Source organism: Streptomyces sp. S186 (assembly GCF_051603415.1).
Taxonomy (GTDB): domain Bacteria; phylum Actinomycetota; class Actinomycetes; order Streptomycetales; family Streptomycetaceae; genus Streptomyces.
Genome location: NZ_CP193932.1, coordinates 5,216,402 through 5,241,278 on the forward strand (window position 1 = coordinate 5,216,402; position 24,877 = coordinate 5,241,278).

General features: G+C 74.4%; 23 protein-coding genes and 2 tRNA genes. 20 read left to right on the forward strand and 5 right to left on the reverse strand.

What is annotated here, in order from left to right; genetic code table 11:
• Positions 1-6 precede the first annotated feature (6 nt).
• Positions 7-732: a DUF1707 SHOCT-like domain-containing protein gene (locus ACRAS8_RS22525; protein WP_438487800.1), complete on the forward strand. Its 726-nt coding sequence runs from the start codon at positions 7-9 to the stop codon at positions 730-732.
• Between the two features lie 56 nt (positions 733-788).
• On the opposite strand, the gene ACRAS8_RS22530 is transcribed toward ACRAS8_RS22525, so the two are convergent.
• Positions 789-2,099: an SGNH/GDSL hydrolase family protein gene (locus tag ACRAS8_RS22530; protein WP_438487801.1), complete on the reverse strand. Its 1,311-nt coding sequence runs from the start codon at positions 2,097-2,099 to the stop codon at positions 789-791.
• 300 nt (positions 2,100-2,399) lie between these two features.
• Between ACRAS8_RS22530 and ACRAS8_RS22535 the strand changes: the two genes are divergently transcribed.
• From ACRAS8_RS22535 to ACRAS8_RS22560, 6 genes are all read left to right on the forward strand, one after another.
• Positions 2,400-3,749, forward strand: a complete 1,350-nt coding sequence (locus tag ACRAS8_RS22535) for a DUF445 domain-containing protein (protein ID WP_438487802.1) — start codon at positions 2,400-2,402, stop codon at positions 3,747-3,749.
• 519 nt (positions 3,750-4,268) lie between these two features.
• Complete coding sequence (locus tag ACRAS8_RS22540; RefSeq protein ID WP_438487803.1) at positions 4,269-4,538, forward strand: DUF3311 domain-containing protein; 270 nt, start codon at positions 4,269-4,271, stop codon at positions 4,536-4,538.
• Complete coding sequence (locus tag ACRAS8_RS22545) at positions 4,535-6,079, forward strand: sodium:solute symporter family protein (protein WP_438487804.1); 1,545 nt, start codon at positions 4,535-4,537, stop codon at positions 6,077-6,079. The genes ACRAS8_RS22540 and ACRAS8_RS22545 overlap by 4 nt, the downstream gene beginning before the upstream one ends.
• 245 nt (positions 6,080-6,324) lie before the next feature.
• Entirely contained in the window at positions 6,325-6,630 is a 306-nt protein-coding gene (locus ACRAS8_RS22550; protein WP_438487805.1) for a DUF6412 domain-containing protein, read from the forward strand.
• Positions 6,631-6,825: 195 nt separating this feature from the next.
• Complete coding sequence (locus tag ACRAS8_RS22555) at positions 6,826-7,860, forward strand: YidC/Oxa1 family membrane protein insertase (protein ID WP_438487806.1); 1,035 nt, start codon at positions 6,826-6,828, stop codon at positions 7,858-7,860.
• A 171-nt stretch (positions 7,861-8,031) separates the two neighbouring features.
• Positions 8,032-8,889, forward strand: a complete 858-nt coding sequence (locus ACRAS8_RS22560) for a fumarylacetoacetate hydrolase family protein (RefSeq protein ID WP_438487807.1) — start codon at positions 8,032-8,034, stop codon at positions 8,887-8,889.
• 643 nt (positions 8,890-9,532) lie between these two features.
• Here ACRAS8_RS22560 and ACRAS8_RS22565 read toward each other — a convergent pair.
• The gene (locus ACRAS8_RS22565) at positions 9,533-10,690 is read right to left on the reverse strand and encodes a Gfo/Idh/MocA family oxidoreductase (RefSeq protein ID WP_438487808.1); all 1,158 of its coding nucleotides are present in this window, start codon (positions 10,688-10,690) and stop codon (positions 9,533-9,535) included.
• Between the two features lie 56 nt (positions 10,691-10,746).
• On the opposite strand from ACRAS8_RS22565, the gene ACRAS8_RS22570 reads away from it, so the two are divergent.
• The 11 genes from ACRAS8_RS22570 (at position 10,747) to ACRAS8_RS22620 (ending at position 20,822) form a co-directional block, all read left to right on the forward strand.
• Positions 10,747-11,961, forward strand: a complete 1,215-nt coding sequence (locus tag ACRAS8_RS22570; RefSeq protein WP_438487809.1) for an ROK family transcriptional regulator — start codon at positions 10,747-10,749, stop codon at positions 11,959-11,961.
• 65 nt (positions 11,962-12,026) lie between these two features.
• Entirely contained in the window at positions 12,027-12,824 is a 798-nt protein-coding gene (locus tag ACRAS8_RS22575; RefSeq protein ID WP_438487810.1) for a GntR family transcriptional regulator, read from the forward strand.
• A 236-nt stretch (positions 12,825-13,060) separates the two neighbouring features.
• Positions 13,061-14,182: a TIGR03364 family FAD-dependent oxidoreductase gene (locus ACRAS8_RS22580; RefSeq protein ID WP_438487811.1), complete on the forward strand. Its 1,122-nt coding sequence runs from the start codon at positions 13,061-13,063 to the stop codon at positions 14,180-14,182.
• Positions 14,176-14,949, forward strand: coding sequence for a phosphonatase-like hydrolase (locus ACRAS8_RS22585; RefSeq protein ID WP_438487812.1), 774 nt, complete (start codon positions 14,176-14,178; stop codon positions 14,947-14,949). The genes ACRAS8_RS22580 and ACRAS8_RS22585 overlap by 7 nt, the downstream gene beginning before the upstream one ends.
• A gap of 1 nt (position 14,950) precedes the next feature.
• A complete protein-coding gene (locus tag ACRAS8_RS22590) occupies positions 14,951-16,189 on the forward strand; it encodes an ABC transporter ATP-binding protein (protein ID WP_438487813.1) in 1,239 nt (412 codons plus the stop codon).
• Positions 16,182-17,162 carry a 2-aminoethylphosphonate ABC transporter permease subunit gene (locus ACRAS8_RS22595; RefSeq protein WP_438487814.1) on the forward strand — a complete coding sequence of 327 codons (981 nt, stop codon included), beginning with the start codon at positions 16,182-16,184 and terminating at the stop codon, positions 17,160-17,162. Before ACRAS8_RS22590 ends, ACRAS8_RS22595 begins: the two co-directional genes overlap by 8 nt.
• Positions 17,149-17,946: an ABC transporter permease gene (locus tag ACRAS8_RS22600; RefSeq protein ID WP_438487815.1), complete on the forward strand. Its 798-nt coding sequence runs from the start codon at positions 17,149-17,151 to the stop codon at positions 17,944-17,946. The genes ACRAS8_RS22595 and ACRAS8_RS22600 overlap by 14 nt, the downstream gene beginning before the upstream one ends.
• A gap of 56 nt (positions 17,947-18,002) precedes the next feature.
• Complete coding sequence (locus tag ACRAS8_RS22605; protein ID WP_438487816.1) at positions 18,003-19,067, forward strand: 2-aminoethylphosphonate ABC transporter substrate-binding protein; 1,065 nt, start codon at positions 18,003-18,005, stop codon at positions 19,065-19,067.
• Positions 19,068-19,193: 126 nt separating this feature from the next.
• Positions 19,194-19,973, forward strand: coding sequence for an HAD-IIA family hydrolase (locus ACRAS8_RS22610; RefSeq protein WP_438487817.1), 780 nt, complete (start codon positions 19,194-19,196; stop codon positions 19,971-19,973).
• A 122-nt stretch (positions 19,974-20,095) separates the two neighbouring features.
• Positions 20,096-20,533: a hypothetical protein gene (locus ACRAS8_RS22615; protein WP_438487818.1), complete on the forward strand. Its 438-nt coding sequence runs from the start codon at positions 20,096-20,098 to the stop codon at positions 20,531-20,533.
• Positions 20,517-20,822 carry a hypothetical protein gene (locus ACRAS8_RS22620; protein WP_438487819.1) on the forward strand — a complete coding sequence of 102 codons (306 nt, stop codon included), beginning with the start codon at positions 20,517-20,519 and terminating at the stop codon, positions 20,820-20,822. The genes ACRAS8_RS22615 and ACRAS8_RS22620 overlap by 17 nt, the downstream gene beginning before the upstream one ends.
• Positions 20,823-20,856: 34 nt before the next feature.
• Here ACRAS8_RS22620 and ACRAS8_RS22625 read toward each other — a convergent pair.
• A tRNA-Lys gene (locus ACRAS8_RS22625) sits at positions 20,857-20,930 on the reverse strand.
• 894 nt (positions 20,931-21,824) lie between these two features.
• Between ACRAS8_RS22625 and ACRAS8_RS22630 the strand changes: the two genes are divergently transcribed.
• Complete coding sequence (locus tag ACRAS8_RS22630) at positions 21,825-22,244, forward strand: SsgA family sporulation/cell division regulator (RefSeq protein WP_438487820.1); 420 nt, start codon at positions 21,825-21,827, stop codon at positions 22,242-22,244.
• Entirely contained in the window at positions 22,244-23,476 is a 1,233-nt protein-coding gene (locus ACRAS8_RS22635) for a hypothetical protein (RefSeq protein WP_438487821.1), read from the forward strand. The genes ACRAS8_RS22630 and ACRAS8_RS22635 overlap by 1 nt, the downstream gene beginning before the upstream one ends.
• A gap of 341 nt (positions 23,477-23,817) precedes the next feature.
• On the opposite strand, the gene ACRAS8_RS22640 is transcribed toward ACRAS8_RS22635, so the two are convergent.
• Positions 23,818-23,891 (reverse strand) — tRNA-Lys (locus ACRAS8_RS22640).
• A 96-nt stretch (positions 23,892-23,987) separates the two neighbouring features.
• Positions 23,988-24,746, reverse strand: coding sequence for an IclR family transcriptional regulator (locus ACRAS8_RS22645; RefSeq protein WP_438487822.1), 759 nt, complete (start codon positions 24,744-24,746; stop codon positions 23,988-23,990).
• Positions 24,747-24,877 lie beyond the last annotated feature (131 nt).

Consider the following 24,877-nt stretch of genomic DNA (forward strand, 5'->3'; position numbering starts at 1 on the left):
GTTCGTATGACTGACGAACGGCTCCCCCAGCTGCGTGCCTCCGACGCCGACCGCGAGCGGGTCGCCGAGATCCTGCGGGACGCCCTCGCCGAGGGCCGGCTGGACATGGCGGAGTTCGACGAGCGGTTCGACGCCACCTACCAGGCCCGCACGTACGGGGAGTTGGAGCGGATCACCGCCGACCTGCCGGCGGCCGCGCGGCCCGCGGCCCCGCAGTCCACGTCCCCCGTGTCGCTCCGCAAGGACCAGGCACCCGGCGGCGCGGTGACGGCCTGGTCCGAGCGGATCCGCGAGGGCGCCCAGGGCTCCACGACGGGCATCGCCGTCATGGGCGGCTTCGAGCGTAAGGGCCGGTGGACGATCGGGCGTCGGTTCACCGCGGTCTGCCTCATGGGCGGCGGCGAACTCGACCTGCGCGAGGCGGACTTCGCCGACCGGGAGGTCCGGATCGACGTCTGGGCGGTGATGGGCGGGGTCAACGTCATCGTGCCGCCGGGCGTCGAGGTCGAGGTGCGCGGACTGGGCATCATGGGCGGCTTCGACTCCCAGGAGGACGGGGTGCCGGGCGAGCCCGGGGCGCCCCGGGTGATCGTCTCGGGGCTGGCCCTGATGGGCGGCGTCGGCGTGGAGCGCAAGCTGCTCAAGGAGGAGCAGCGGCGCCTGAAGGCCGAACGCAAGGAGGAGCAGCGGCGGCTCAAGGAGGAGCGCCGGCGGCGCCGCGAACTGGACTGACCGGCGGCCGCCGGGCTAGGGCGCTTCTGACGGATCTCCGTGGAGGAAGGAGCGCCCTAGAGCGCGGCGGGTGCGGCCTGCCGCAGGCCGCCCAGGTCCACCGCGTCGGCCATCGCCTGGTAGCCCTCGTCGCTGGGGTGCAGATGGTCGCCGGAGTCGTACTCCGGCAGCAGCCGCAGCGGGTGCTCCGGATCGCACAGCGCCCGGTCGAAGTCGACGACGTCGTCGTAGACGGCGCCGGAGCGGATCAGGCGGTTGACCCGTTCGCGTACCGCGTTGAGCCGTCGGGAGTAGCCGCGGTGCCCGCCGAACGGCGTGAGGGTGCCGCCGGTGACCCGCAGCCCACGGGCGTGCGCCTGCCGCACCACCTCCCGCATGCCCGCCACGACCTTCTCCGGGTCGAGCTGGCGCGGCGCCTTGAACAGGTCGTTCACGCCGATCTCGACCACCACCGCCTGCACGCCCGTACGGGACAGCGCGTCACGCTCCAGACGGGAGAGCAGGCTGGGCCCGTTGGTGGGGGCGAGGCGGCTGCTGTCGGTGAGCAAGCGGTTGCCGCTGATGCCGGTGTTGAGGACGCCGTAGCGGGGCGCGCCCGGCTCGTCGCGCAGCCGGGCCGCCAGGAAGTCCGTCCAGCGGTGGTTGGCGCCGGGCGTGGAGGTGATGCCGTCGGTGATCGAGTCGCCGATCGCCACCACCGCGCCGCGTGCCTTGGTGGTCCACACGTCCACGCCGGTCAGATAGCGCCAGTACGGGCTCTGCTCCGTATAGGCGGTGCCCGCGGAGTCCTCCGTGCGGTCGCCGCGCGCCAGGTAGGACGTCTGCCGGGCGTACGGGTGGTAGGTGGCCGGTCCCGAGGGGGCCGGGGAGTACGTGGTGACCAGCAGGTCGGCGTCGCCGGGGACGGCCAGCCGGACCGGGTCGCTGGTCAGCTCGCCGCCGATCGGGAGCGTCACCGACGGCTTGCCGCCGAAGGTCAGCCGGCGCATGCTGCCGGCCGAGGCGATCGGGCTGCCGCTGCCGGCCGACAGGGCCAGCGAGGCGTGGCTGAGCGGCAGCGGGCGGGTGCCGTAGAGATTGGACAGCCGGATCCGGGCGCTGGAGCCGCCGACGCTGGTGTGGACGACGTTCCGGATCGACATCTGCGCGTAGCCGTCCTGCGTGCCGGGCTCCGCCGAGGCGACCGCCGCCGACCAGGTGCCGACCCACTGCCCGGAGCCCGCCGGCGCCGCCGAGGTGTGCGGCTCCCGCGGCGCGCCGCCCGGCAGGCCGGGGGTGCCGTCGAAACCGGCGAATATCGCCGCCGAGATCAGCACCACCACCGACGCCAGGCCGGCGAGCAGGGTGTATCCCACGCGTCTGGTCATGCCGGAGGGGTCTCCAGGGGCTGGCGGAGCTGCGCGCTCCGGGCGGACTGGGGGCACTCCCGCCCGGCGGTGGCCGGGGGAGGGCGGCGGGCCGCGGACGCCCGGTGAACGGCGACGTCGCGGTCCGGCCGGTGGTTCATGATCCCACGTACCCCCCACAGGCCGCCCGGCGCCCTGCTCCGCACCGGTGTCCCGGACGCCGGGAACTCGTGGCGGGTTCCGGGAGTAGGGCACTGTGGGACACATACGGGCGTACGGCCGGTACGGCCGGCGGGGGACACGGCGGGAGCGGTGGAACGGATGGACGACACGACGACCGAGGGGGCGCGGTCCGCGGCGCCGCTGCCCGTGGCGGGCGGCGCCCCGGGTGGCCGCACGGTGCCCGGCGGCTTCCGCTACAGCGCCGCCGACGCCGAGAAGCGGCAGGCCGTCCGCCGGATGAAGGCCCTGGCCACCGGGCTGCTGCTGGCCGTCGCCGCGGTCTACGCCCTGGCGAAGTGGGCCGGGGCGGCCGGCGCCGGCGGCTGGACGGGGTTCGTGGCGGCGGCCGCCGAGGCCGGCATGGTCGGCGCGCTGGCCGACTGGTTCGCGGTCACCGCGCTGTTCAAACGGCCCATGGGCCTGCCGATCCCGCACACCGCGATCATCCCCACCAAGAAGGACCAGCTCGGGCAGAGCCTGGGCGACTTCGTGGGGGAGAACTTCCTCTCCGGCGAGGTGGTCCGCCGCCGGCTGCGCTCGGTCGGCATCGGCGCCCGGCTCGGCCGCTGGCTCGCCGAGCCGGGCAACGCCGACCGGGTCACCGCCGAACTGTCCACCGCGCTGCGCGGCGCGCTGACCGTACTGCGCGACTCCGACGTCCAGGCGGTGGTCGGCGAGGCCATCACCCGCCGCGCCGACGCCCAGGAAATCGCGCCCGGCATCGGCGCCCTGCTGGAGAAGATCGTCGCCGAGGGAGGCCACACCCGAGTCGTGGACCTGGTCTGCGCCCGCGCCCACGACTGGCTGGTCGACCACGGCGACGCGGTGCTCGCCGCGGTTTCCGGCGGCGCCCCCGGATGGACCCCCCGGTTCGTCGACCGCAGGGTGGGCGACCGCGTCTACAAGGAACTGCTCCGCTTCATCACCGAGATGCGGGACATGCCCGACCACCCGGCACGCGGCGCCGTGGACCGCTTCCTGACCGACTTCGCCGCCGACCTCCGCTCCGACCCCGACACCCGCGAGAAGGTCGAACGGCTCAAGTCCGAGGTGCTGGGCCGCGGCGAGGTGCAGGACCTGATCGCCTCCGCCTGGGGCGCGGTCCGCGCGATGATCGTGGCCGCCGCCGAGGACGAACGGAGCGAGCTGCGGCTGCGGGTACGCGCCGCACTGCTCTCCCTGGGTGGCCGGCTGGCCACCGACGCCCGGCTCCGCGACAAGGTCGACGGCTGGCTGGAGGGCGCCGCGGTCTACGTCGTGACGACGTACCAGGGCGAGATCACCGCCCTGATCACCGACACCGTCGCCGGCTGGGACGCCGAACACACCTCCCGGAAGATCGAGGCCCACATCGGCCGCGACCTGCAGTTCATCCGCATCAACGGCACGGTGGTGGGGGCCCTGGCGGGGCTGTGTATCTACGCGGTGTCCCAGGCCCTGGGCGGCTGAAAGCCGCCGGGGTTCGCCGCTTGCCTGTCGCGCCTGCGGCGCATTGCTCTTGGCCGCTGCGCGGGGGCTTTCGGGTGCGGTGACGGGCCTCCGGGGGTGGTGTGCCGGACTGCTGCGCTTTACGTCCGGCACACCACCCCCTCCGACCCGTCCCCTCCCGTTGAGGGTCGGATTTCAGGCCAGTTGGGCCAGCCGTCTGTGGGCCGGTGCAGGCTCTGGACTGATGGGTGGCCGTCAACTGATGAGCCCAACCGGCACGGGACCACTCACGCGAGCCCCCACCCACCGTCTTCCATGACCACCCACGGGAGGGGACGGGTCGGAGGGGCAGGGGGTGTGTCCGGACGTAAAGCGACAGCAGTCCGGACACACCCCCTGCCCCGGAGGCCCGGCACCGCACCCAACAGCCCCGCGCAGCGGATCGGCCCCGCGCCGCAGGCGCAAAAGACAAAGGCCCGCACGGCGGAAAACCCGACAACGTGAGAGCCAAGCCAAGTGCAACGACTAGTCTCGGCAGACGTGCGAAAACCGACCCACGGCGGGAAAGCCGAAAACGTGGGGCGCAGGCGTAGCGCAGCGCTTTGGCTGCTGTGCCCCTACGCGCTGTTCCTGCTCGCGTTGCCGGCCGTCAACCGCGTCACCCCGACCGTGCTCGGCCTGCCGTTCCTCTTCTTCTGGATGCTGCTCGCGATCCTGCTGACCCCGGTGTCGGTGTGGTTGGCGCGCCGCGGCGACCTCCGGCGCGGTCACGGCCGGGGCGGCGGCGGAACGACCGGGGGCCGCGCGTGAACGCCACCGTAGCCACCGCGGTCTTCGCCGCGTTCATGCTGCTGACCGTCGTCCTGGGGCTGCTCGCGCTCCGCGGCCGGGTGGCCGGCGGCGGGCTCACCGAGTGGTCGGTGGGCGGCCGCAGCCTGGGCACCGTCTTCATCTGGGTGCTGATGGCCGGCGAGAGCTACACCAGCTTCAGCTACCTCGGCGCGGCCGGCTGGGGCTACAACTTCGGCGCCCCCGTGCTCTACGTCGTGGCCTACATGTCCTGCGGCTACGCCGTCGGTTACGTCGTCGGCCCGATGCTGTGGGCCTACGCCCGCCGGCACGGCCTGGTCGGCATCACCGACATCGTCGCCCACCGCTACCGCCGGCCCTGGCTCGGCGCCGCCGTCGCGGTCCTCGCCACCGTCTGCCTGCTGCCCTACATCCAGCTCCAGATCACCGGCATGGGCGTGGTCGTCTCGACCCTCTCCTACGGCACGATCAGTCTCAACTGGGCCTATTTCATCGGCTTCGCGGTGACCACCGGCTTCGTCGTCGTCAGCGGACTGCGCGGCAGCGCCTGGGTGTCGGTCCTCAAGGACATCCTGGTCGTCGTCACCCTCGGCTTCCTCGCGGTGTACGTCCCGCTGCACTACTTCGGCGGCTACGGTCCCTTCCTGGACCGCCTCGTCGCCGAGAAGCCGGAGTGGCTGACCTTCCCCGGCCATGCCTCCCACGGCCTGGGCCAGACGTGGTTCGTCACCACCACCGTGATCAACTCCCTGACGGTGGTGATCTTCCCGACGACCGTGGCCGGCTACCTGGGCGCCCGCGACGCCGACGCGCTCCGCCGCAACGCGATGTACCTGCCCTTCTACAACGTCCTGTTGTTCGTACCGATGCTGCTGGGGCTGGCGGCGCTGTTCGTCGTCCCGGGCCTGACCGGCGCCGATTCCAACCTCGCGCTGTTCAAACTCGTCGTGGACTCGCTGCCGGCCTGGGCGGTCGGCGTGATCGGGGCGGCCGCGGCGCTCTCGTCGATCGTGCCGATGGCGGTCTTCATGCTGGTCATCGGCACGATGTGGGGGAGGAGCGTGCTCGGCGCGGTGCCACGGCTGGCGTCCCGTCAGAAGCTCTGGGCGCAGGTGGTCGTGGTGGTCGCCGGGGCGCTCGCGCTGGCGCTCACCTACACCGCGCCCAACACCCTCGTCCGGCTCTCCCTGATCTCCTACGAGGGCATGGCCCAGCTGGTGCCGATGCTCCTCCTGGGGCTGGTGTGGCGGCGGCTGACGATGTACGCGGCGGTGAGCGGCCTGGCGGCGGGCTTCACCGTGGTGTGCGTCCTGGTCTTCGGCGGGCACGATCCCGTCCGGGGCGTGAACGCCGGCATCGTCGGGCTGGCGGTGAACGTCGTGGTGGCCCTGGCGGTCACGTGGCTCGGCCCGCGCGAACGCGGCGACGACCGCCCGGACGCCGAAGTGCTGGCGCTGGACGACGAGTTCCCGCGGGCCGGGGACGCGGCTGGGGCGGCCGGGGCCGGGTCCGGGACGGCGGAGGCGACCGGCACCCGCTGAGGCCCGCGCCGCCCGCCGCCCGCACCTCACCGCGGCTCGCGGCCGTCCACTGCCGTTCACTACACTCTTCACTGCACTGTTCACTGCTGAGAGTGAATTCTCGAACTGGTTGTCGCGGGCGGTCGCGGGGGCGGTTACCCTGGAACGGACGGTCGGACCGGAATCGGACCGCCGACCGGGAACATCAAACCGAGAACACCGAAGAACAACGCACGCGCGGGGGAGCGCGAAAGGGGGGACGCCGGATGTACCGCATCGCCGATGCCTGGCGGCTCTACACCAGCGCGCTGTTCTTCCTGCTCGTCGGACTCCTGCTCGCCCAGAGCGGTCTGACGACGTCCCTCGCCGCCGCCGCGACCACTGCCGCGGTGCTGCTGCTGTGCAGTGCCCTCGCCCTGGCCGCCACCGCCCGCCCGGTCCCACCGGGCCGCATACGCACGGCCATCCGCGACCGCGAGCGCCGTACGGCCTTCCTGCCGCAACGCGACCCCGACGCCGCCGGCCGCCCGCGCCCGCGAGCACCGGGCCGCGCCCTCCCGGCGGCCGCGTAGCCGCTCCGGCGCACCTCCCGACGCCCAGCTGTTCTCCGGCACCTGCCCTGGCCGGCCCTCACCCTGCCCCGGCCCGTGCCCTGATCAGCCATAGCCCGGCCTCGACCTGTCCCACCGCTGCGCCGGTGCGTGCCCGCGCGGCTCGTCACGCCGTCTCTCCATTCCGGCACGACGAGACCCGTGGAGGGCTCACACATGTCCGTTTTCGACATCCTCGGCGCGGCGCTGGCGCGCGGCGCCCAGCTCATCGAACCGCTCTTCGGCACCGCGGCCACCGCCGCCGCCATCGTCCTGTTCACCCTCGGCGTCCGCGCCGCCCTGCATCCGCTCGCCCGCGCCGCGGCCCGCGGCGAGAAGGCCCGCGCCGCCCTCGCCCCCCAGATCGCCGCTCTCCAGCGCAAATACGGCAGCGACCGGGAGCGCCTCCAGCAGGCGACGAGCGACCTCTACGCCAAGACCGGCTCCTCGCCGCTGGCCGGCTGCCTGCCGAGCCTGCTCCAGATCCCGGTCTTCTTCGTGATGTACCACCTCTTCTCCACCGGCAGCGGCACCCTGCTCAACCACACGCTGCTGGGCGCGCCGCTCGGCGGCACCTGGCGCCAGGCCCTCGCCGACGGCGGGCCGACCGGCCCGCAGGGCCTGGTCTACCTCGCGCTCTTCGCCCTGATCGCGGCGGTCGCCACCTGGAACTACCGCCGCGCCCGGGCAGCGGCGGCCGCCGCCCCGACCCCCGCCGCGGGCACCACCACCCCGGGCCTGGGCGCGCTCGGCAAGCTGATGCCGCTGCTCTCCTTCGGCACGCTGATCACGGTCGCGGTGGTCCCGCTGGCGGCCGGCCTCTACATGGTGACGACCACGACCTGGACGGCCTGCGAACGCGCCCTCCTCCACCGCGACCGGAAGCGGGCGGACGACGGTGATCCGGCGGCGGCCGGAAAGGTGACCGGGGGCCGTAAGGCGGCGGCGAGCACCACTGGGCAGTCGCAGCCGAAGCCGGAAGCGCAGCCCACTTCCACCTCGACCCCCACCCCCGCCTCCCAGGCGCCGCGGGCGGTGCGGCGGGGTGGGCCCAAGTCCCGGGCCGCGCGGAAGAAGGCGGCCCGGGCCAGGGCCAATGCCGCGGCGCGGACGGGCGGGTCGGACGCGGCGGGCGCCCAGGGCGAGCCGACCACCACCGGCGCCGTGCGCCGACGGCCCGACGGCACCCCGATCGTCACCACCCCTCAGTAACGGTCCAGTCCGCGGCTGCGCACATTGTCCACCCCGTCCACTCCGTGGACGGGGGTCTTGTGGAGGGGCCCTCGTTCTTGGAGGATCAGCCAATCGCTCGATGGCCGTCCCCCATCGGCCGGTCCGGGAGCACCCTCCCGGACCGACCCTTTGACGACGGGAGTTGTGACGATGAAGCTGCTGCGTGTCGGACCGGTGGGGGCGGAACGCCCGGCGCTGCTCGACGAGACCGGCGTGCTGCGGGACCTCTCGGGCCTGGTCACGGACATCGACGGCGCACTGCTCGCGGACGACGCGGCCCTCGCCCGGATCCGGGCCTCCGCGACCGCCGGCGACCTGCCCGTACTGGACGGCGCCGGGCTCCGCATCGGCCCGCCGGTCGCCCGGATCGGCAAGGTCGTGTGCATCGGGCTGAACTACCACGACCACGCCCGGGAGACAGGGGCCGCCACCCCCGAGGAGCCGATCGTCTTCCTCAAGGCCCCGGACACCGTCGTCGGCCCCGACGACACCGTGCTCATCCCGCGCGGCAGCGTGAAGACCGACTGGGAGGTCGAGCTGGCGGTGGTCATCGGCCGGACCGCCCGCTATCTGGAGAGCGACGAGCAGGCGCGGGCGGCGGTGGCCGGTTACGCGGTGGCGCACGACGTGTCCGAGCGCGCCTTCCAGATCGAGCGCGGCGGCCAGTGGGACAAGGGCAAGAACTGCGAGACGTTCAACCCGCTGGGCCCGTGGCTGGTGACCGCCGACGAGGTACCGGACCCGCAGGCACTGGGCATCCGGCTGTGGGTCAACGGCGAGCTGAAACAGGACGGCACGACCGCCGAGCAGATCTTCCCGGTGGCCGAAGTGGTCCGTTACGTAAGCCAGTTCATGACCCTGTACCCCGGCGATGTGATCAACACCGGCACCCCGGCGGGAGTGGCGATGGGCCGGCCCGACCCCAAGCCGTATCTTCGGGCCGGCGATGTGGTGGAACTGGAGATTGACGGCTTGGGCCGTCAATGTCAGGCGCTGCGACTGGCTTGATCCCCCCACGTTGTCGGCGTTCCCGCCGTAGGGGTTCGCCCTTGCGCCTGACGGCGCGTTTCCCGGCCCGCTTCGCGGGCTTGTTGTCCGCTGCGCGGGGCTGTCGGGTGCGGTGACGGGCCTCCGGGGGTGGTGTGCCGGACTGCTGCGCTTTACGTCCGGCACACCACCCCCTCCGACCCGTCCCCTCCCGTTGAGGGTCGGATTTCAGGTGAGTTGGGCCAGCCGTCTGTGGGCCGGTGCAGGCTCTGGACTGATGGGTGGCCGTCAACTGATGAGCGCGACCGGCACGGGACCACTCACGCGAGCCCCCACCCACCGTCTTCCATGACCACCCACGGGAGGGGACGGGTCGGAGGGGCAGGGGGTGTGTCCGGACGTAAAGCGCAGCAGTCCGGACACACCCCCTGCCCCGGAGGCCCGGCACCGCACCCAACAGCCCCGCGCAGCGGACCAGCCCGCCGCCAGGCGACACGGCGCCGCACCCGGCAACGTGGGAAGCCAGCCAAGCGCAGCGGAAGGGCCCGCGCAGCGGATAAGCAATGCGCCGCAGGGGCGACAGGCAAGCGCCGTCAGGCGCAAAAAGGCGAACTCCTACGGCGGGACAGTCGGCTACGTGGGGCGCGGCCCCGCCAGGAACCGTTCATGCGCCGTCCCCGATGCGGACCGTGCGGCCCTCGGCCGCCGACGTCCGCGCGGCCTCCAGGACGCGGAGCGCGGCCGCGGCCTCGGTGGCGGTCACCGGCGGGTCGCCGCCGTCCCGCAGGGCGCGGACGATCGCGGCGTAGTACGCGGGATAGTCGCCCGGCAGGGTCGGCACCGGGTCGCCGCCGCCCATCCGCGGGGACGCCCCGGCGCCGAGCCGGCCCCAGCAGGCCCTCGGCTCCACGCCCCACTCCGTGTCCCCGTCGCCGGGGCGACGGCCCTCGCGCAGCGCCGCCTCCTGCGGGTCCAGGCCGTGCTTGGTGTAGCCGGCCTTGTCGCCCAGTACGCGGAAGCGGGGGCCGAGCAGGGGGGCGGTGGCGCTCGCCCAGAGGTGGGAGCGGACGCCGTTCGCATGGGTGACGGCGAGGAACGTGTCGTCGTCGGCCTCCGCGCCCGGGCGGCGGACGTCGGACTCGGCGTAGACCGAGACCGCCGGGCCGAAGAGGGTCAGCGCCTGGTCGACGAGGTGGCTGCCGAGGTCGTAGAGGAGTCCGCCCAGCTCGGCCGGGTCGCCGGACTCGCGCCAGCCGCCCTTGGGCTGCGGCCGCCAGCGTTCGAAGCGGGACTCGAAGCGCTGCACCTCGCCGAGCGCGCCGTCCGCGAGGAGCTGGCGCACCGTGCGGAAGTCGTTGTCCCAGCGGCGGTTCTGGAAGACCGAGAGCAGCAGGCCTCGGCGGTCGGCGAGCGCGGCGAGCCGTTCGGCCTCGGCGGCGGTGGCGGCCAGCGGTTTGTCGACGACGACCGCGGCGCCGGCCTCCAGGGCGGCGGTGGCGAGCGGCACATGCGTCTTGTTCGGCGAGGCCAGCACGATCAGGTCGAGGTCCCCGGCGGCGGCCCGGTCCAGGACCTCCTGGGCGGCGGCCACCGTGCGGACCTGCGGGTGCTCGGCGCGGGCCTGGGCCTGCCGCTCGGGGCTGCCGGTCGAGACGGTGTCGAGCAGCAGGCCGTCGGTGGCGGCGATCAGCGGGGCGTGGAAGACCGAACCCGCCAGGCCGTAACCGATCAGGCCGACGCGGAACGGGGCGGTGCGGGCCGAGACCGCGGCCGCGGTGGCGGCGGCGGTGGCGGGGGCGCCGGGTGCTTCGGGGTCGCTCATGCCCTCCACTTTCGCAACGCTGTTGCCAAAGCGCAAGCAGTGCGGAGAATGGGAGGGTGAGCAGCAACGATCCCGATCACCCGGACGGCGGCGAGCGGCGGCAGGGCACGCCGGGGCCGTCGGTCGTCCCGCCCGCCGCGGCCGGCCCCGCGGCACCCGCCCCGCCCGGCGCCAACCTCCTCGCCCTGCGCGGGCACAACACCGCCCTGGTGCTGGGGCTGCTGCGCACCGCGGGGGAGGCGGGCGCGAGCCGGCTGGAGCTGGCCGAGCGGACCGGGCTCACCCCGCAGGCGGTCAGCAAGATCACCGCGCGGCTGCGCGCCGACGGCCTGGTTGCCGAGGCGGGCCGCCGCGCGTCCACGGGCGGCAAGCCCCGTACCGTGCTGCGGCTGGTCCCCGGGGCGCGGCACGCAGTCGGTGTCCACCTCGATCGCGACGAGATCATCTGCGTCCTGGCCGACCTCACCGGCCGGCCGGCCGCCGTCCGCCGCGCGCCCCTGGACTTCGGCGCCGGTGCCGGACCCGTCCTGGCCATCGCCGCCCGGGAGGTCGCGGCGCTGCGGCAGGCGGCGGGCGGGCCGCCGGTGCTCGGCGCGGGCGTGGCCTGCCCGGGGCCGCTGGACCACGCGACCGGCGTCCTGCGCCAGGTCACCGGCGCCCCCCAGTGGGACGGCTTCCCGCTGCGGGACGCGCTCGCCGCCCGCCTCGGCCTGCCCGTCGTCCTCGACAAGGACACCAACGCGGCGGCCCTCGGCCTCAGCCGGATGCCCGAGGAGGACGGCGGTGCCTCGTTCGCCTACCTCCACCTGGGGACGGGGCTCGGCGCCGGGCTCGTCCTCGACGGCGGCCTCTACCGCGGGCCGCACACCGGGGCGGGCGAGTTCGGCCACCAGGTGGTGCAGCTGGACGGGCCGCGGTGCGGCTGCGGGCGGCGCGGCTGCGTCGAGGCGCTGTGCCTGGCGGCGGTGGCGCGCGGCGACCTGGCGGCGGCGGCCCGGGTGCTGGGCGTGGCCGCGGCCAACCTCGTCGAACTGCTCGACATCGACCGGGTGCTGCTCGGCGGCCGCACCGTCCTGGCCCACCCGGAGGTGTTCCGGGACGGCGTGGCCCGGGTCCTGGCCGACCACGCGGCGCTGCGCGGCCGGCCGGGCGCGACCTCCGGCGGCGGCCCCGGGGGCGCGTCCCCGATACCGGTGACGCCGGCCCGCGGCGGCTCCCGCACGGTCGCGGACGGCGCGGCGGAGCTGGTACTGAAGGGTCTGTTCCGCTAGGGGCGTTCCGCTCCTGTCCGAGGGCCCCCGCGCCCATCCGGCCGCCCTGATGCGAAGATCCCCGGGTGGAGTTCCCGTACGGCCAGGATCCTGGCGCACCCGTCCGGTCCGGCATTCCCGAGCACGGACGCATCCCCAAGTACTACGCGGCGAAGGTCGACCTCGCCGCCCTGCTGGAGGAGTTGGGAGAGGGCGAACCGCTGCCCGCCGAGCGCGAACTGGCCCTGCGCTTCGAGGTGTCCCGGGAGACGCTGCGCCAGGCGCTCCGGGAGCTGGTGCTGGAGGGGCGGCTGCGTCGGATGGGGCGCGGCACCGTCGTCGCCGGCCCCAAGATGGCGCAGCCGCTCTCGCTCGCCAGCTACACCGAGGGCGTCCGCCGCCAGGGCCGCAGGCCCGGCCGGCACCTCGTCTCGCTGGACCGCTTCCCCGCGCCGCCGGCGCTCGCCCGCGACCTGGGGCTCGCCGCGGGCGACGCGGTGTGGCACATGGAGCGGGTGCTGCTCGCCGACGACGAGCGGGTCGGCCTGGAGAGCACCTATGTCGCGGTGTCCCGGGTCCCGGACCTGGCGGCCGACTTCGAGCCGGACTCGTCCTTCTACGCGTACCTCCGCGAGCGGCTCGGCGTCGCCTTCGGGGACGCGGACGAGCGCCTGGAGACCGTACTGGCCACTCCGCGCGAGGCGTTGCTGATCGGCACCCCGGGCGCGCTGCCGATGCTCCTCATCCACCGGCTGTCCCGGGACACCGAGGGCCGTCCGCTGGAGCGGGTCCGGTCCCTCTACCGGGGCGACCGGTTCTCGTTCACCACGCATCTGGGCGGCGGCGGTGCGGGTGGTGCGCGGGGGCGGGGTGACGGCCCGTAGGGGGCTGGGGGCGGGGGCCCGTAGGGGGTGCGTGGCCCCCTTGCTGATCCCTACCCGGTGAGCACGGATCCCTACCCGGTGGGCAGCGGTGGGCAGTTCGGCTCGTTCGGCTGGTCGGCTCGTTCGGCTAGATGTTACGGAAAGATAACGGGTCTAGGCCAAGTTTGAAGGCGTGTTAACCGTCCCGTCGCCGAACTGTCCCCTCCGCGCCACCCGGCGCCGCGACCGTCTGGGGCATGCGAGTCATCGTCGTAGGAGCCGGCGTGCTGGGGACCATGCACGCCTGGCACGCAGTCGAACGGGGCCACGAGGTCCTGCACTTCGAGCGGGAGGCCGAGGCCCGCGGCGCCTCGGTCCGCAACTTCGGACAGATCTGGGTCAGCGGCCGGGCCGGCGGCGAGGAGCTGGACACCGCGCTGCGCGCCCGCGAACTCTGGGAGGGCATCGGCGCCCGCGTCCCCGGCATCGGCTTCCGCGCCATCGGTTCGCTGACCGTCGTCCGCAACGACGCCGAGCGCGCCGTCGCCGAGGCCGCCGCCCGCCGCCCGGACGCCGCCGCCCGCGGCTACCGCCTCCTCGACGCGGCGCAGGCCCGCGCCCTCAACCCCGCCCTGCGCGGCGGGTTCGCCGGCGCCCTGTGGTGCGAACGGGACGCCGCGGTGGAACCACGGGTCGCCCAACGCGCCCTGAAGGAAGCCCTGTTGGCGTCCGGGCGGTACACCTACCTCGGCGGCCGGGAGGTCCGCGACGTGGTCGGCGAGCGCGCGGTCCGCGACGACCACGGCACCACCCACCACGGCGACACGGTGGTCCTGTGCACCGGCGCCTGGCTCGGCGGGCTGGTCCGCGAGCTCGTCCCCGACCTGCCGGTACGCCGGGTGCGCCTGCAGATGATGCAGACCGACCCGCTCGGCGAGGCACTGACCACCTCCGTCGCGGACGCCGACAGCTTCCGCTACTACCCCGCCTACCGGGGCGACGCCCTGGACGCCCTCAACGCCGGCCAGCCGCAGGCCCCGACCGCCGCCGCCCACAAGATGCAACTGCTGATGGTCCAGCGCGCCGACGGCGGCCTGACCATCGGCGACACCCACGAGTACGAGACCCCGTTCGCCTTCGACACCGTCGAGGAGCCCTACGAGCACCTCACCGACGTCGTCGAGGCGCTCCTGGGCCGCCCGCTGCCCCGTATCCGCCACCGCTGGGCCGGCGTCTACGCCCAGTGCACCGACACCGGCCGGGTCGTCCACCGCCAGCAGGTGCGCGACGGCGTCTGGCTGGTCACCGGGCCCGGCGGACGCGGGATGACCTGCTCCCCGGCCATCGCCGAGACCACCGCGAACGCACTGGGATGGTGAGCCCGTTGACGCACCCCGACCACACCACCGGCACCACCAACACCTCCAGCACCTTCCGCCCCGAGGACATCCGGCTCGTCGTCCTCGACATGGCCGGCACCACCGTCGCCGACGACGGCCTGGTGGAGCGGGCCTTCGACGCCGCCGCCCGCCACATGGGCGTCGAGCCCGGCAGCCCCGCGCATGCCGGGCAACTCGCCTACGTCCGCGCCACCATGGGCGAGTCCAAGATCTCCGTCTTCCGGCATCTGTTCGCCGCCCCCGACGGCGACCCGCACGCCACCGAGGAGGCCGCCCGGCGCGCCAACCGCGCCTTCGAGGCGGCCTACGGCGACCTCGTCGACGACGGCCGGATCGCCCCCGTCCCCGGCGCCCGCGCCGCGATCGAGGCCCTCCAGGCCGCCGGCCGCACCGTCGTCCTCACCACCGGCTTCGCCCGCGTCACCCAGGACGCCATCCTCGACGCGCTCGGCTGGCGCGACCTGGTCCGGCTCACCCTCTGCCCGGCCGACGCCGGCGGCCGCGGCCGCCCGTACCCGGACATGGTGCTGGCCGCCCTGCTGCGCACCGGCGCCGCCGATGACGTCGCGCAGCTCGCGGTGGCCGGCGACACCTCCTACGACATGATCGCCGGACGCCGCAGCGGCGCCTCGGTGGTCGCCGGGGTGCGCACCGGCGCCCACGACGCCGCGCGGCTGACGGCCGCCGGCGCCACCCACGTCCTCGGCTCGGTCGCCGAACTGCCCGCGCTGCTGGGAGTGGTGTGAGATGCCGGCCCCCTCGGCCACGGTCCCCGCCGCCGCGTCGGCCGCCCCGCCCCCGGCCTCCGGCATCCGCTTCGACCACGTCACCGTCGCCTACGGGCGGCACGGCGAGCACACCGTCCTGGACTCCCTCGGCCTCACCGTCGAACCGGGCGAGGTGCTGGCCCTGCTCGGCCCGTCCGGCTCCGGCAAGACCACCGCGCTGCGGGCGGTCGCCGGATTCGTCCGCCCGGCCTCCGGACGCGTCCTGATCGGCGGCCGGGACGTGACCGACCTGCCGCCCCACAAGCGCGGCATCGGCATGGTCGTCCAGCAGTACGCGCTCTTCCCGCACATGAAGGTCGCCGACAACGTCGCCTTCGGCCTGAAGGCGCAGAAGGTCCCGCGCGCCGAGATCCCCGGCCGGGTCGCCGCGGCCCTGGAGCTGACCGGCATGGCCGCCTACGCCGGCCGGCACCCCCGCGAACTGTCCGGCGGCCAGCAGCAGCGGGTCGCCCTCGCCCGCGCGCTCGCATTCCGCCCCGGTGTGCTGCTGCTGGACGAGCCGCTGTCCGCACTCGACGCCCGGCTGCGCTCCGGCATGCTCACCGAACTCGCCCGCCTGCACCGCGAGTTGCCGGACGTCTCGATCCTCTACGTCACCCACGACCAGATCGAGGCGCTGACCCTCGCCGACCGGATCGCCGTCCTGGAGTCGGCCCGGCTGCGCGAGTGCGGCACCCCGCAACAGCTCTACCGCAGCCCGCGCACCGCGTTCACCGCGTCGTTCGTCGGGACCGCCAACCTCCTGCCGGTCACCGTGCGCCGGCCCGGCGGCGTGGAGTTCGCCGGCCGCCCGCTGGCCGCCCGCACCGGGGACGCGGCCCCGGGCGCCACCGCGACGCTCTGCGTCCGCCCGCACCTGCTCGGCCTCGGCGCGAGCCCCGACCCGGACGGCAACACCCTGCGCGGCACCGTCACCGAGGTCCAGTGGCGCGGCGCCACCCACCGCCTGTACGTCGAGGTGGCGGGCCACCGCGTCATGGCCGACCTGCGGGAGCTGCGCGAGCCCCCGCCGCCGGGCGGCGAACTCGCCCTGCACTTCGCCCCGCAGGACGCGGTCCTCGTCCCGGCCGGCCTCCGGGCGGACGACCCGGCGGGCATCCCGGCGGACGTCCCGGATGTCATCCCGGCGGCCGTCCCGAAGGGCATTCCGGACGGCATCCCGGCGGGCATTCCCGACGGCGGGGCGCGCCATGGCTGACCGGACCCCGGCGGCCGCCGGGCCGCGCCGCGCCCGGACCGCCGCCCTGTGGGCCCTGCCGCCCGTCGCCGCCCTCGCGCTGGTCTTCCTCTACCCGCTCGCCCTGGTCGTCCGCCAGTCCGTCACCCCGGAGAACGGCGGCGGACCGTCCACCGCCCCGTACACCGTCGTCCTGGCCACCGCCTCCTTCCGGGACGCGCTGGCCAACACCGTGCTGATCGCCGCCGGCGCCACTCTCGGCGCGCTCCTCCTCGGCCTGCTGCTCTCCCTGGTCATCGCCTTCGTCCCGTTCCCCGGCGGCCGGGCGCTGGCCCGTTTCGTCGACCTCTTCCTGGCCTTCCCGTCCTTCCTGATCACCCTCGCCCTGCTGTTCCTCTACGGCACCGCCGGCATCGCCAACGGACTGTGGACGGACGTCACCGGCGCCGCCCACGGGCCGCTGGACTTCCTGCACACCCCCTGGGGCGTGCTGCTGGCCGAGGTCACCTACTTCACGCCGTTCGTGATGCGCCCCCTCCTGGCCGCGTTCGCGCAGGTGGAGACCGCGCAGCTGGAGGCCGCCGGATCGCTGGGCGCCGGGCCGTGGCGGATCGTGCGGACGGTGATCCTGCCCGAGGCGCTGCCCTCGCTCGCGGCCGGCGGCGCGCTGGTCCTCGTGCTGTGCCTGAACGAGTTCGGGATCGTGCTGTTCACCGGCGCCAAGGACGTCGTCACCCTGCCGGTGCTCGTCTACTCCAAGGCGATCCTGGACGGCGACTACACCGGCGCCTGCGTCGTCGCGGTCGTCAACATCGTCCTGTCGGTCGCCCTTTACGCCCTCTACCGCACCGTGATGGCCCGCACGGCCCGCACCGCCGCCCGCCGCCGGCCCGCCCCGGCAGCGAGCGCCGCCCCCGCCGACGTCTCCACCGGAAACGCCCCCGCCCCGACCCCCGCCCTCGCCGCAGGAGGCGCCGACCGTGCTCGTTCATAGCGCAGCCGCCCGCCGGATCGTCCAGGCGGTGTTCCTCCTCCTCTTCGTCCCGGTCTTCGCGCTCCCGCTGCTGGTGATCGTCGCCGCCTCCTTCGCCGACGGCTGGAGCGGCGCCCTCCCCTCCGGCCCGACCCTGACGCACTATCAGGACATCGCGCGGGGCGACGCCCTGACCGCCCTCACCACCAGCGTGCTCACCGCCCTCGCCGCGAGCGCCGCCGCGCTGACCGCCGGCACCTGGGCCGCCCTGGCCGCCGAAAAGCTCGGCCGGCGCGGCCGCCGGCTCCTCGACGCCCTCTTCCTCCTGCCGGTCGCCGTCCCCTCCGTCGTCGTCGGCCTCGCCCTCCTCGTCGCCTTCTCCCGCCCCCCGTTCCTCCTCAACGGCACCCCGCAGATCGTGATCACCGCCCACGCCGTGCTGGTCACCGCCTTCGCCTACCAGTCCGTGACCGCCGCCCTGGCCCGCCTCGACCCGGCCTACGAACAGTGCGCCGCCGGCCTCGGCGCCCGCCCCGCGTACGTGCTGTGGCGGGTCAGACTCCCGCTGCTGCTGCCGTCGCTGACCGCGGCCGCGGGCCTGTGCTTCGCCCTTTCCATGGGCGAGCTGAGCGCCACGATGATGCTCTACCCGCCGGACTGGATGCCGCTGCCGGTCCAGATCTTCGCCGCCACCGACCGCGGCGCCCTCTTCACCGGCGCCGCCCTGGCCGTGGCCCTCATGGCCGCCACCCTCCTCGTCCTGCTCGGCGTCTCCCGCGTCCGCACCAGGGCCACCTACCGCTGATCCCGCGCCACCCCCGACTCCCCGCCGCCTGCCCCCGTTCCCCAGGAGCACCCGCCATGCCCAGCCGCCCGCACCGCCTCCTGACCGCCGGCGCCGCCGTCCTCGTCCTCGCCGCCACCGGTACCGCCTGCGGCGCCTCCGCCGCCGACCCGAACGCCAAGGAGATCACCGTCTACAGCGCCGACGGCCTCAAGAGCGAAAAGGGCGACGGCTTCTACGACAAGGTCTTCAAGGACTTCGAGAAACAGACCGGCATCAAGGTCGACTACGTGGAGTCCGGCTCCGGCGCCGCCGTCCAGCGCCTGGCCCGGGAACGCGCCAACACCAAGGCCGACGTCATCGTCACCCTGCCGCCGTTCATCCAACAGGCCGACGACAAGGGCCTGTTGGGCATCTACCGTCCGCACGGCTCGGAAGCGGTCGCCGCCGCCGACAAGGACCCCAACGGCAAGTGGGTCTCCATCGTCAACAACTACTTCTGCTTCATCTACAACAAGAAGGAGCTCAAGCAGCCCCCGGCCACCTGGCAGGAGCTCACCGACCACCGCTTCGCGGGCAAGCTCCAGTACTCCACCCCCGGCGTCGCCGGCGACGGCACCGCCGTCCTCATCAAGGCCCTGCACGACTTCGGCGGGCAGGGCCCGGCCATGGCCTTCCTCAAGAAGCTCCAGGCCAACAACGTCGGTCCGTCCTCCTCCACCGGCCAGCTCGCCCCCAAGACCGACAAGGGCGAACTCCTGGTCGCCAACGGCGACGTCCAGATGAACTACGCCAACATGAAGACCATGCCCCACCAGGGCATCTTCTTCCCCGCGGCCAAGCCCGGTGCCCGCCCTGCCACCTTCGCCCTCCCCTACGCCGCCGGCCTGGTCAAGGACGCCCCGCACGCCGCCAACGCCCGGAAGTTCCTCGACTACCTGCTCAGCAAGCCCGTCCAGGAACAGGTCTCCGCCGCCGGCGGCGGCTTCACCTCCCGCAAGGACGTCAAGGCCACCGACCCGAACGCCACCGCCCTCGCCAAGATCATGAACGGGGTCGACGTCTTCCAGCCCGACTGGAACGACATCGACAAGAACCTCGACGCCTACCTCGCTGCCTGGAAGACCGCAACCGGAAGCTGACCGCCGCCGACCAGGACCGACGGGCCGCCGCTGACTTAGGCTGGGGCCGTCGGCCGCCCTCCGGGGGACCGGCCGACGGCCTGGCCAAGCGGCCGGCCCTGGTCGACACGCACCGCGGGAGTGGCAGTGGCAGAGCGCAAGCCGATCGAGTCCTGGCTCACCGACATGGACGGCGTCCTCATGCACGAGGGCGTACCGGTCCCCGGCGCGGACGCCTTCATCAAGCGGCTCCGGGAGTCCGGCAAGCCCTTCCTCGTCCTGACCAACAACTCCATCTACACCCCCCGCGACCTGCACGCCCGCCTCAACCGCATCGGCCTGGACGTCCCCTGGGAGTCGATCTGGACCTCGGCGCTGGCCACCGCGCAGTTCCTCGCCGACCAGCGGCCCGGCGGCACCGCCTACGTCATCGGCGAGGCCGGCCTGACCACCGCCCTGCACGACATCGGCTACATCCTCACCGACCACGCCCCCGACTACGTCGTCCTCGGCGAGACCCGCACCTACAGCTTCGAGGCGCTCACCAAGGCCATCCGGCTGATCAACGACGGCGCCCGCTTCATCGCCACCAACCCCGACGAGACCGGTCCCTCGCGGGAGGGCGCGCTGCCCGCGACCGGCTCGGTGGCCGCGCTGATCACCAAGGCCACCGGCGTCGAACCGTACTTCGTCGGCAAGCCCAACCCGCTGATGATGCGCCACGCGCTCAACGCCATCGGCGCCCACTCCGAGACCTCCGCCATGATCGGCGACCGGATGGACACCGACGTGGTCGCCGGCCTGGAGGCGGGCATGCGGACCTTCCTCGTCCTCACCGGCCTCACCCGCCCCGAGGACGTCGAGCGTCACCCCTACCGCCCCTCCCGCGTCGTCGACTCCATCGCGGACCTCGTCGACCTGGTCTGAGCCGACCTGGTCCGAGCCGTGGTGCGGCGCCGCACCGCCCACCCGGACGGCGCAGCCCCGCCCCGCCCCGGATGCGCCCGGCGGCGGGGCGGCGGACCTTCGGAGGTAACCGGAGGTACACCATGCGCTCACCGCAGCTCACACTCTGTGCCGCCCTCGCGGCGTGCGCGGTGACGACGGCACCCGCCTACGCCGCCGCCGACGGACCCGGCACCCGCACCGCCCAGACCGCCGTCGCCCCCGCCCCGGCCGCCCACCACCCGCTCGCCCCCGTCCCGGCCGTCCCCGGCTCGGCCCGCTTCGCACCCGCCGGCCTCGACGCCGGCCGGGCCGCGGACCCCGCCGGGACGGTACCCGCCGTGCACCTCGCGCCCGCCCCGGTCGCCCGGTCCCGCCTCACCCCCGACCGCGTCACCGCCCACCGCGAACTGAGCAGCACCTCCGCCGTCGCCCTCGTCCTGGCGGGCGGCGCGGTCCTGGTCATCGCCGGCCAGCTGCTCCGCCTCAGACTCCGGCTCCGCCGCGAACGCCAGGGGAGCGGCGGTGCCGACGACGAGTGAGGAGACGGCGGCCCCGGAGCATGCCGTGGGGGAGGACGCCGCGGGGGAGGGGCCGCGACGTCCCGCGCCCCCGGCACCCGCCGGCCCCCGCCTCCTGGCGGGCATCGCCGGTGCCGCGCTGCTGGTGGCGTGCTGGCTCTGCGGCGGCGGCCCCGACCTGCCGGACGGCGGCCCGGCCCGGCTCCCGGTGACCGGCGACGCCGCCGCCGTCGGCCGCCCCTTCGCCCACGCGTCGGCGCCGCACCCCGGAACCCCGGTGGACCGCGGCCCCGTACCGCAACACGACTGAGGCCCCCCGCGATGCGAGGGGCCTCAGTCCTACGTGCGCCGCCAGGGACTCGAACCCCGGACCCGCTGATTAAGAGTCAGCTGCTCTAACCAACTGAGCTAGCGGCGCGCGCTGACGTGGAAAACTCTACACGAACTCCGAGGGTGGTCCGTACCCACGCATACCCTCCCCACGCCTCAGGGGCCTGTGATCCCCGTCACCGGCTTGGCGGGTGGCGCCCCAGCGGACGGCGTCCCGGCGGATGGCGTCGCGGTGGGTGGCCCCGCGGTCGGTGGCGCCCCGGTGGATGGCGTCGCGGGCCGCCGCCCACCGACCGCCGGCCCGGCCTGGCCCAGCCTGGCTCGGCCGGGCTCGTCCCTTCCCGGTCCGGCTCGTCCCTTCCCGTCCCGGCCTGGTCCGGCCGACCGTGCCTCTCCCGCCTCCCCGCCTCGCCTGACTCTCCAGCCGCTCCGGCCCAACCCCGCCCTCCCCTACCGCATCACGAGGCCGCCCGGCCCGGGGCCAAGGTCCCGCGGCATCGGGACCTTCGCCTACGGGTGCGCCCGCACCGGTCTGTGAAGATCGACTGCGGACGACTACCGCGGAGCGGGGCTTCGTCGCCCGCAGTGCGCCGGTCGCCGCCCCGTCAGCATGCGGTGCCGCCCGCCCGTTGAGAGGCTGGGATCGGCGCCGGGGGCGCGGCGGGGCCGTGCCGGGGCGCGCGTACTCCACGAGCAGCCGCCCCGGAGGTGAACGGGAATCCCGGAGGTGAACGGGAATGACGGTCCCGGCAAGCGCCGCCCACGCCGCCGTGAACTCCGCCCTCCGGCCGGCCTGGGCGACGGCCCGCCGACCGGTCCGCACGACGGCCCGTCGACCGCCCCCGCCGGCCTCCCGCGGATCATGGCGTCCATCACTACTGCGCCCTCGTCTGCAACCCCATCCCGCGAGCCGACGTCTGCTAGGACGCGAGCCCCGACCCGGGGCCCCGGGACTCGCCCCTCTTCGGAAAGGTTGATCGTCGTGGTGTCGACAGCCAAGCGCACCCTTGAGATGCAGCTCCTCCTCGGGCCGGACGAAACGGTTCCGGTGGCCGGCCGGTTCAGCTACCGCAGCGACCGCCCCTACGAGGTCGAGGTCGCGTTCCTCAGTCGCGGCGAGACCGTCGCCACCTGGCTGTTCGCCCGTGATCTGCTGTTCGCCGGGCTGCACGGGGAGGCCGGCGAAGGGGATGTGCGGGTGCGGCCCGCCGGCCGTGCGGGCGGCGCGCGCCACGTGCGCATCGAACTCGCCACCGACGCCGGCTTCTGCGAACTGGCGGTGCGCGCCGCGGAGCTCACCGCCTGGCTGGAGCAGACCGCGGCGATCGTCCCGCCCGGCCACGAGGCCCGCTCTTTCGATATGGACGCCCATCTGGCCCGCCTGCTGGCGGGGAAGTGCTGATGACTCCCACTCCCATGACGACGACGCCCGACACCCGCCTCGCCATACCCGCGAGTGCCGCCGCCGGAACGGGCGGGCCGGTCGCCACCGCGACCGCCGACCCGGCCGTCCACATCCCGGCGCAGGCCGGCTCGCCCGGTGCCGCCGACGCCGCGTCCGCCTGCGCCGACGGCGACCCCTCCGGCGCCCCGGCCGCGCACGACCCCTGTGCGCACGGCTTCCTCCCGGAACGGCCTCCTGTGCGGTCCATGATCGGCACCTGGACCCGGCTGGACGCCATGGCCCGCGAGGCGGCCGTCGCGACCGGCCGCGGGGCCGCCGTCGAGGTCGTCGAACGCGCCGACCGCGCCGAGGAGTTGACCGCACTGCGGCAGCGCGTCTCCCGTCTCTCGCCGCGCAACGCGGAGGCCGCCGCGATGCGCGTCGCGGTCATCGCGGTGTCCTGCGGCTGGGGCGCCCTCGACCCGCAGGCGCCGGCTGCCCGGGAGGTCGCCAACGAGGCGTTCCTGGAACTCTGGGCGGCCGTCGCGCACCGCATCGACCACGACCAGTTCGTCGCCCTGCCCACCCTGGCGCTCCACAACTGGGCCCCGGAACGCAAGCCACGCCGCCACATCCCCATCGACCAGCTGGCCCGCACCGAACAGCTGGTGCCGATCGTGCGGTGGGCCCCGGAGGACCAGCCGCTCAGCCGCCTGGACCGGCTGATGCTCGCCGCCACCCGGCTGGAGGCACACGGCATCTGGCTCTTCCGCCTGGCCGACACCCTGGCCGGCCGCGCCCCCGACGACTCGTCCACCCCGACGGCGCTGCGCCGCCTGGTCCGCATCCAGCACGCCCTGCGCGCCCAACTCCACTCCGAGGCGGCGGAGTTGGCGGCCGCCCCGGTCAACGGCCAGCAGCGCGCGGTACTCGGCGCGCTCGCCGAGCAGGGCGCCCTGGAACCGCCGGTCCTCCAGGCCGCGGACGCCGTCCTGGGCATCGGCGGCCGCCGTCTCGGCGAGGGCCGCCGCCAGCACCTGCGCCGCCACCTCCCGGCCCAGCACCGCGCCTGGCTCAGCGCCATGGACCGGCACTGCGCCCCCGTGCGCACCCTCGCCCACCGCGGCGGCCCCGACGCCGCCGTCTACCGCGAGGCTCAGGAATCCCTCATCGCCCTGCGCCGCACCTACACCGCCCTCGTCCAAACCGCCGCCGCCCCCAGCCCGAGCCCCCTCCCCGAAGCAGCCTGACCCCGAGGCGGGGGGCGGCCCCGCGGCCGCCGTTCTCGTCCCTCCCACCGTTCCCACCACCCTCACCGTTCTCGCCGTTCTTGCCGGTCTCACCGTTCTCGTCGTTCTCGTCACTAAGAACGCTACGGGCGGCGGGAGTCGGCGACGTCACACCACGGGTTGGTCTTCTGCCGGGCCGAGGGGGCCGGGGATGGACCCACGGTTTGATCGAGACACGCGATCGAGTCACGCGAAAGAAACCGCCCGAGGCCAGGTGACCCGAGGGCAGGCGAAAAGGGCCCCACGCACGGGCCCCACGCACGCCGAAGGCCCCCACCGGAGTGGGGGCCTTCGACCGTCTGTGCGCCGCCAGGGACTCGAACCCCGGACCCGCTGATTAAGAGTCAGCTGCTCTAACCAACTGAGCTAGCGGCGCCTGCTGACGAAAGAAATACTACCTGGTCGAGAGGGGTGCTCATGACCACCCTCGTGATCATGCCCCGCGGGGCCCCGTCCGGGGCCGCGCCCGCCCTCAGATCGCCAGGGACAGCAGGACCGGCGCGGCCTTGCGGTTGAGGGTGTCGGCGGCCTGCCGCAGGCGGTGGGCGTGCTCCAGCGGCATGGACAGCGCCAGGCAGCCGACCGTCTTGCCGGCGGTGATCGGGACGGCGGCGCAGACCGTGCCGACCGCGTACTCCTGGAGGTCCAGGACGGGGACGGTCGGCGGCTGGCTGTCGAGCTTGTGGAACAGCACCTTCTCGTTGGTGATCGCCCGGGAGGTGAGCCGGGCGGTCTTGTGGCGTGAGAGGTGGTCCATCCGCCCGTCGTGGTCGAGCTGGGCCAGCAGGCACTTGCCGACCGCGCTGGCGTGGGCCGTGCGGCGGAACTCGGCCCACTCGTTGACCTTGGGCGCCAGCGGCCCGTCGGCGTAGTGGAGGATCTTCACCTCGCCGTCGATGTAACGGCTGATGTAGACCGCCGCCCCGACCGAGTCGCGCAGCTGGTCCAGCGTGCGCTGCAGCTTGTCGCGCAGGGCGCGGCTGCGGTCGGCGCCGGATCCCAGCAGGAGCAGCGACTCGCCGACGACATACGCGCCGTCGGCGAGCTGTTGCGCGTAGCCTTCGCGGCGCAGCATCGACAGCAGCTGGGTGAGGTGGGCTGCCGGGATGCCGGTCTCGCGGGCGACCTGTGCGTCGGTCACGCCGTTGGCGTGCCGGGAGATCGTCTCGAGTACGCGCAGGGCGTACTGCACCGAATGGAACGGCGCGGTCGGCTCGGGCTTCAGCGCCACGGTGTCCCCCTAGGAGGTTGGTACCGCTTGCGTTGTGACCGTCGTGGCGGGTGCGACCGCGGGGAACGCGGGCCGCTTCCGGACAACGGGCTCGTATCACGATAGCGGTCAACGAGCCCCGATGGAGGGGG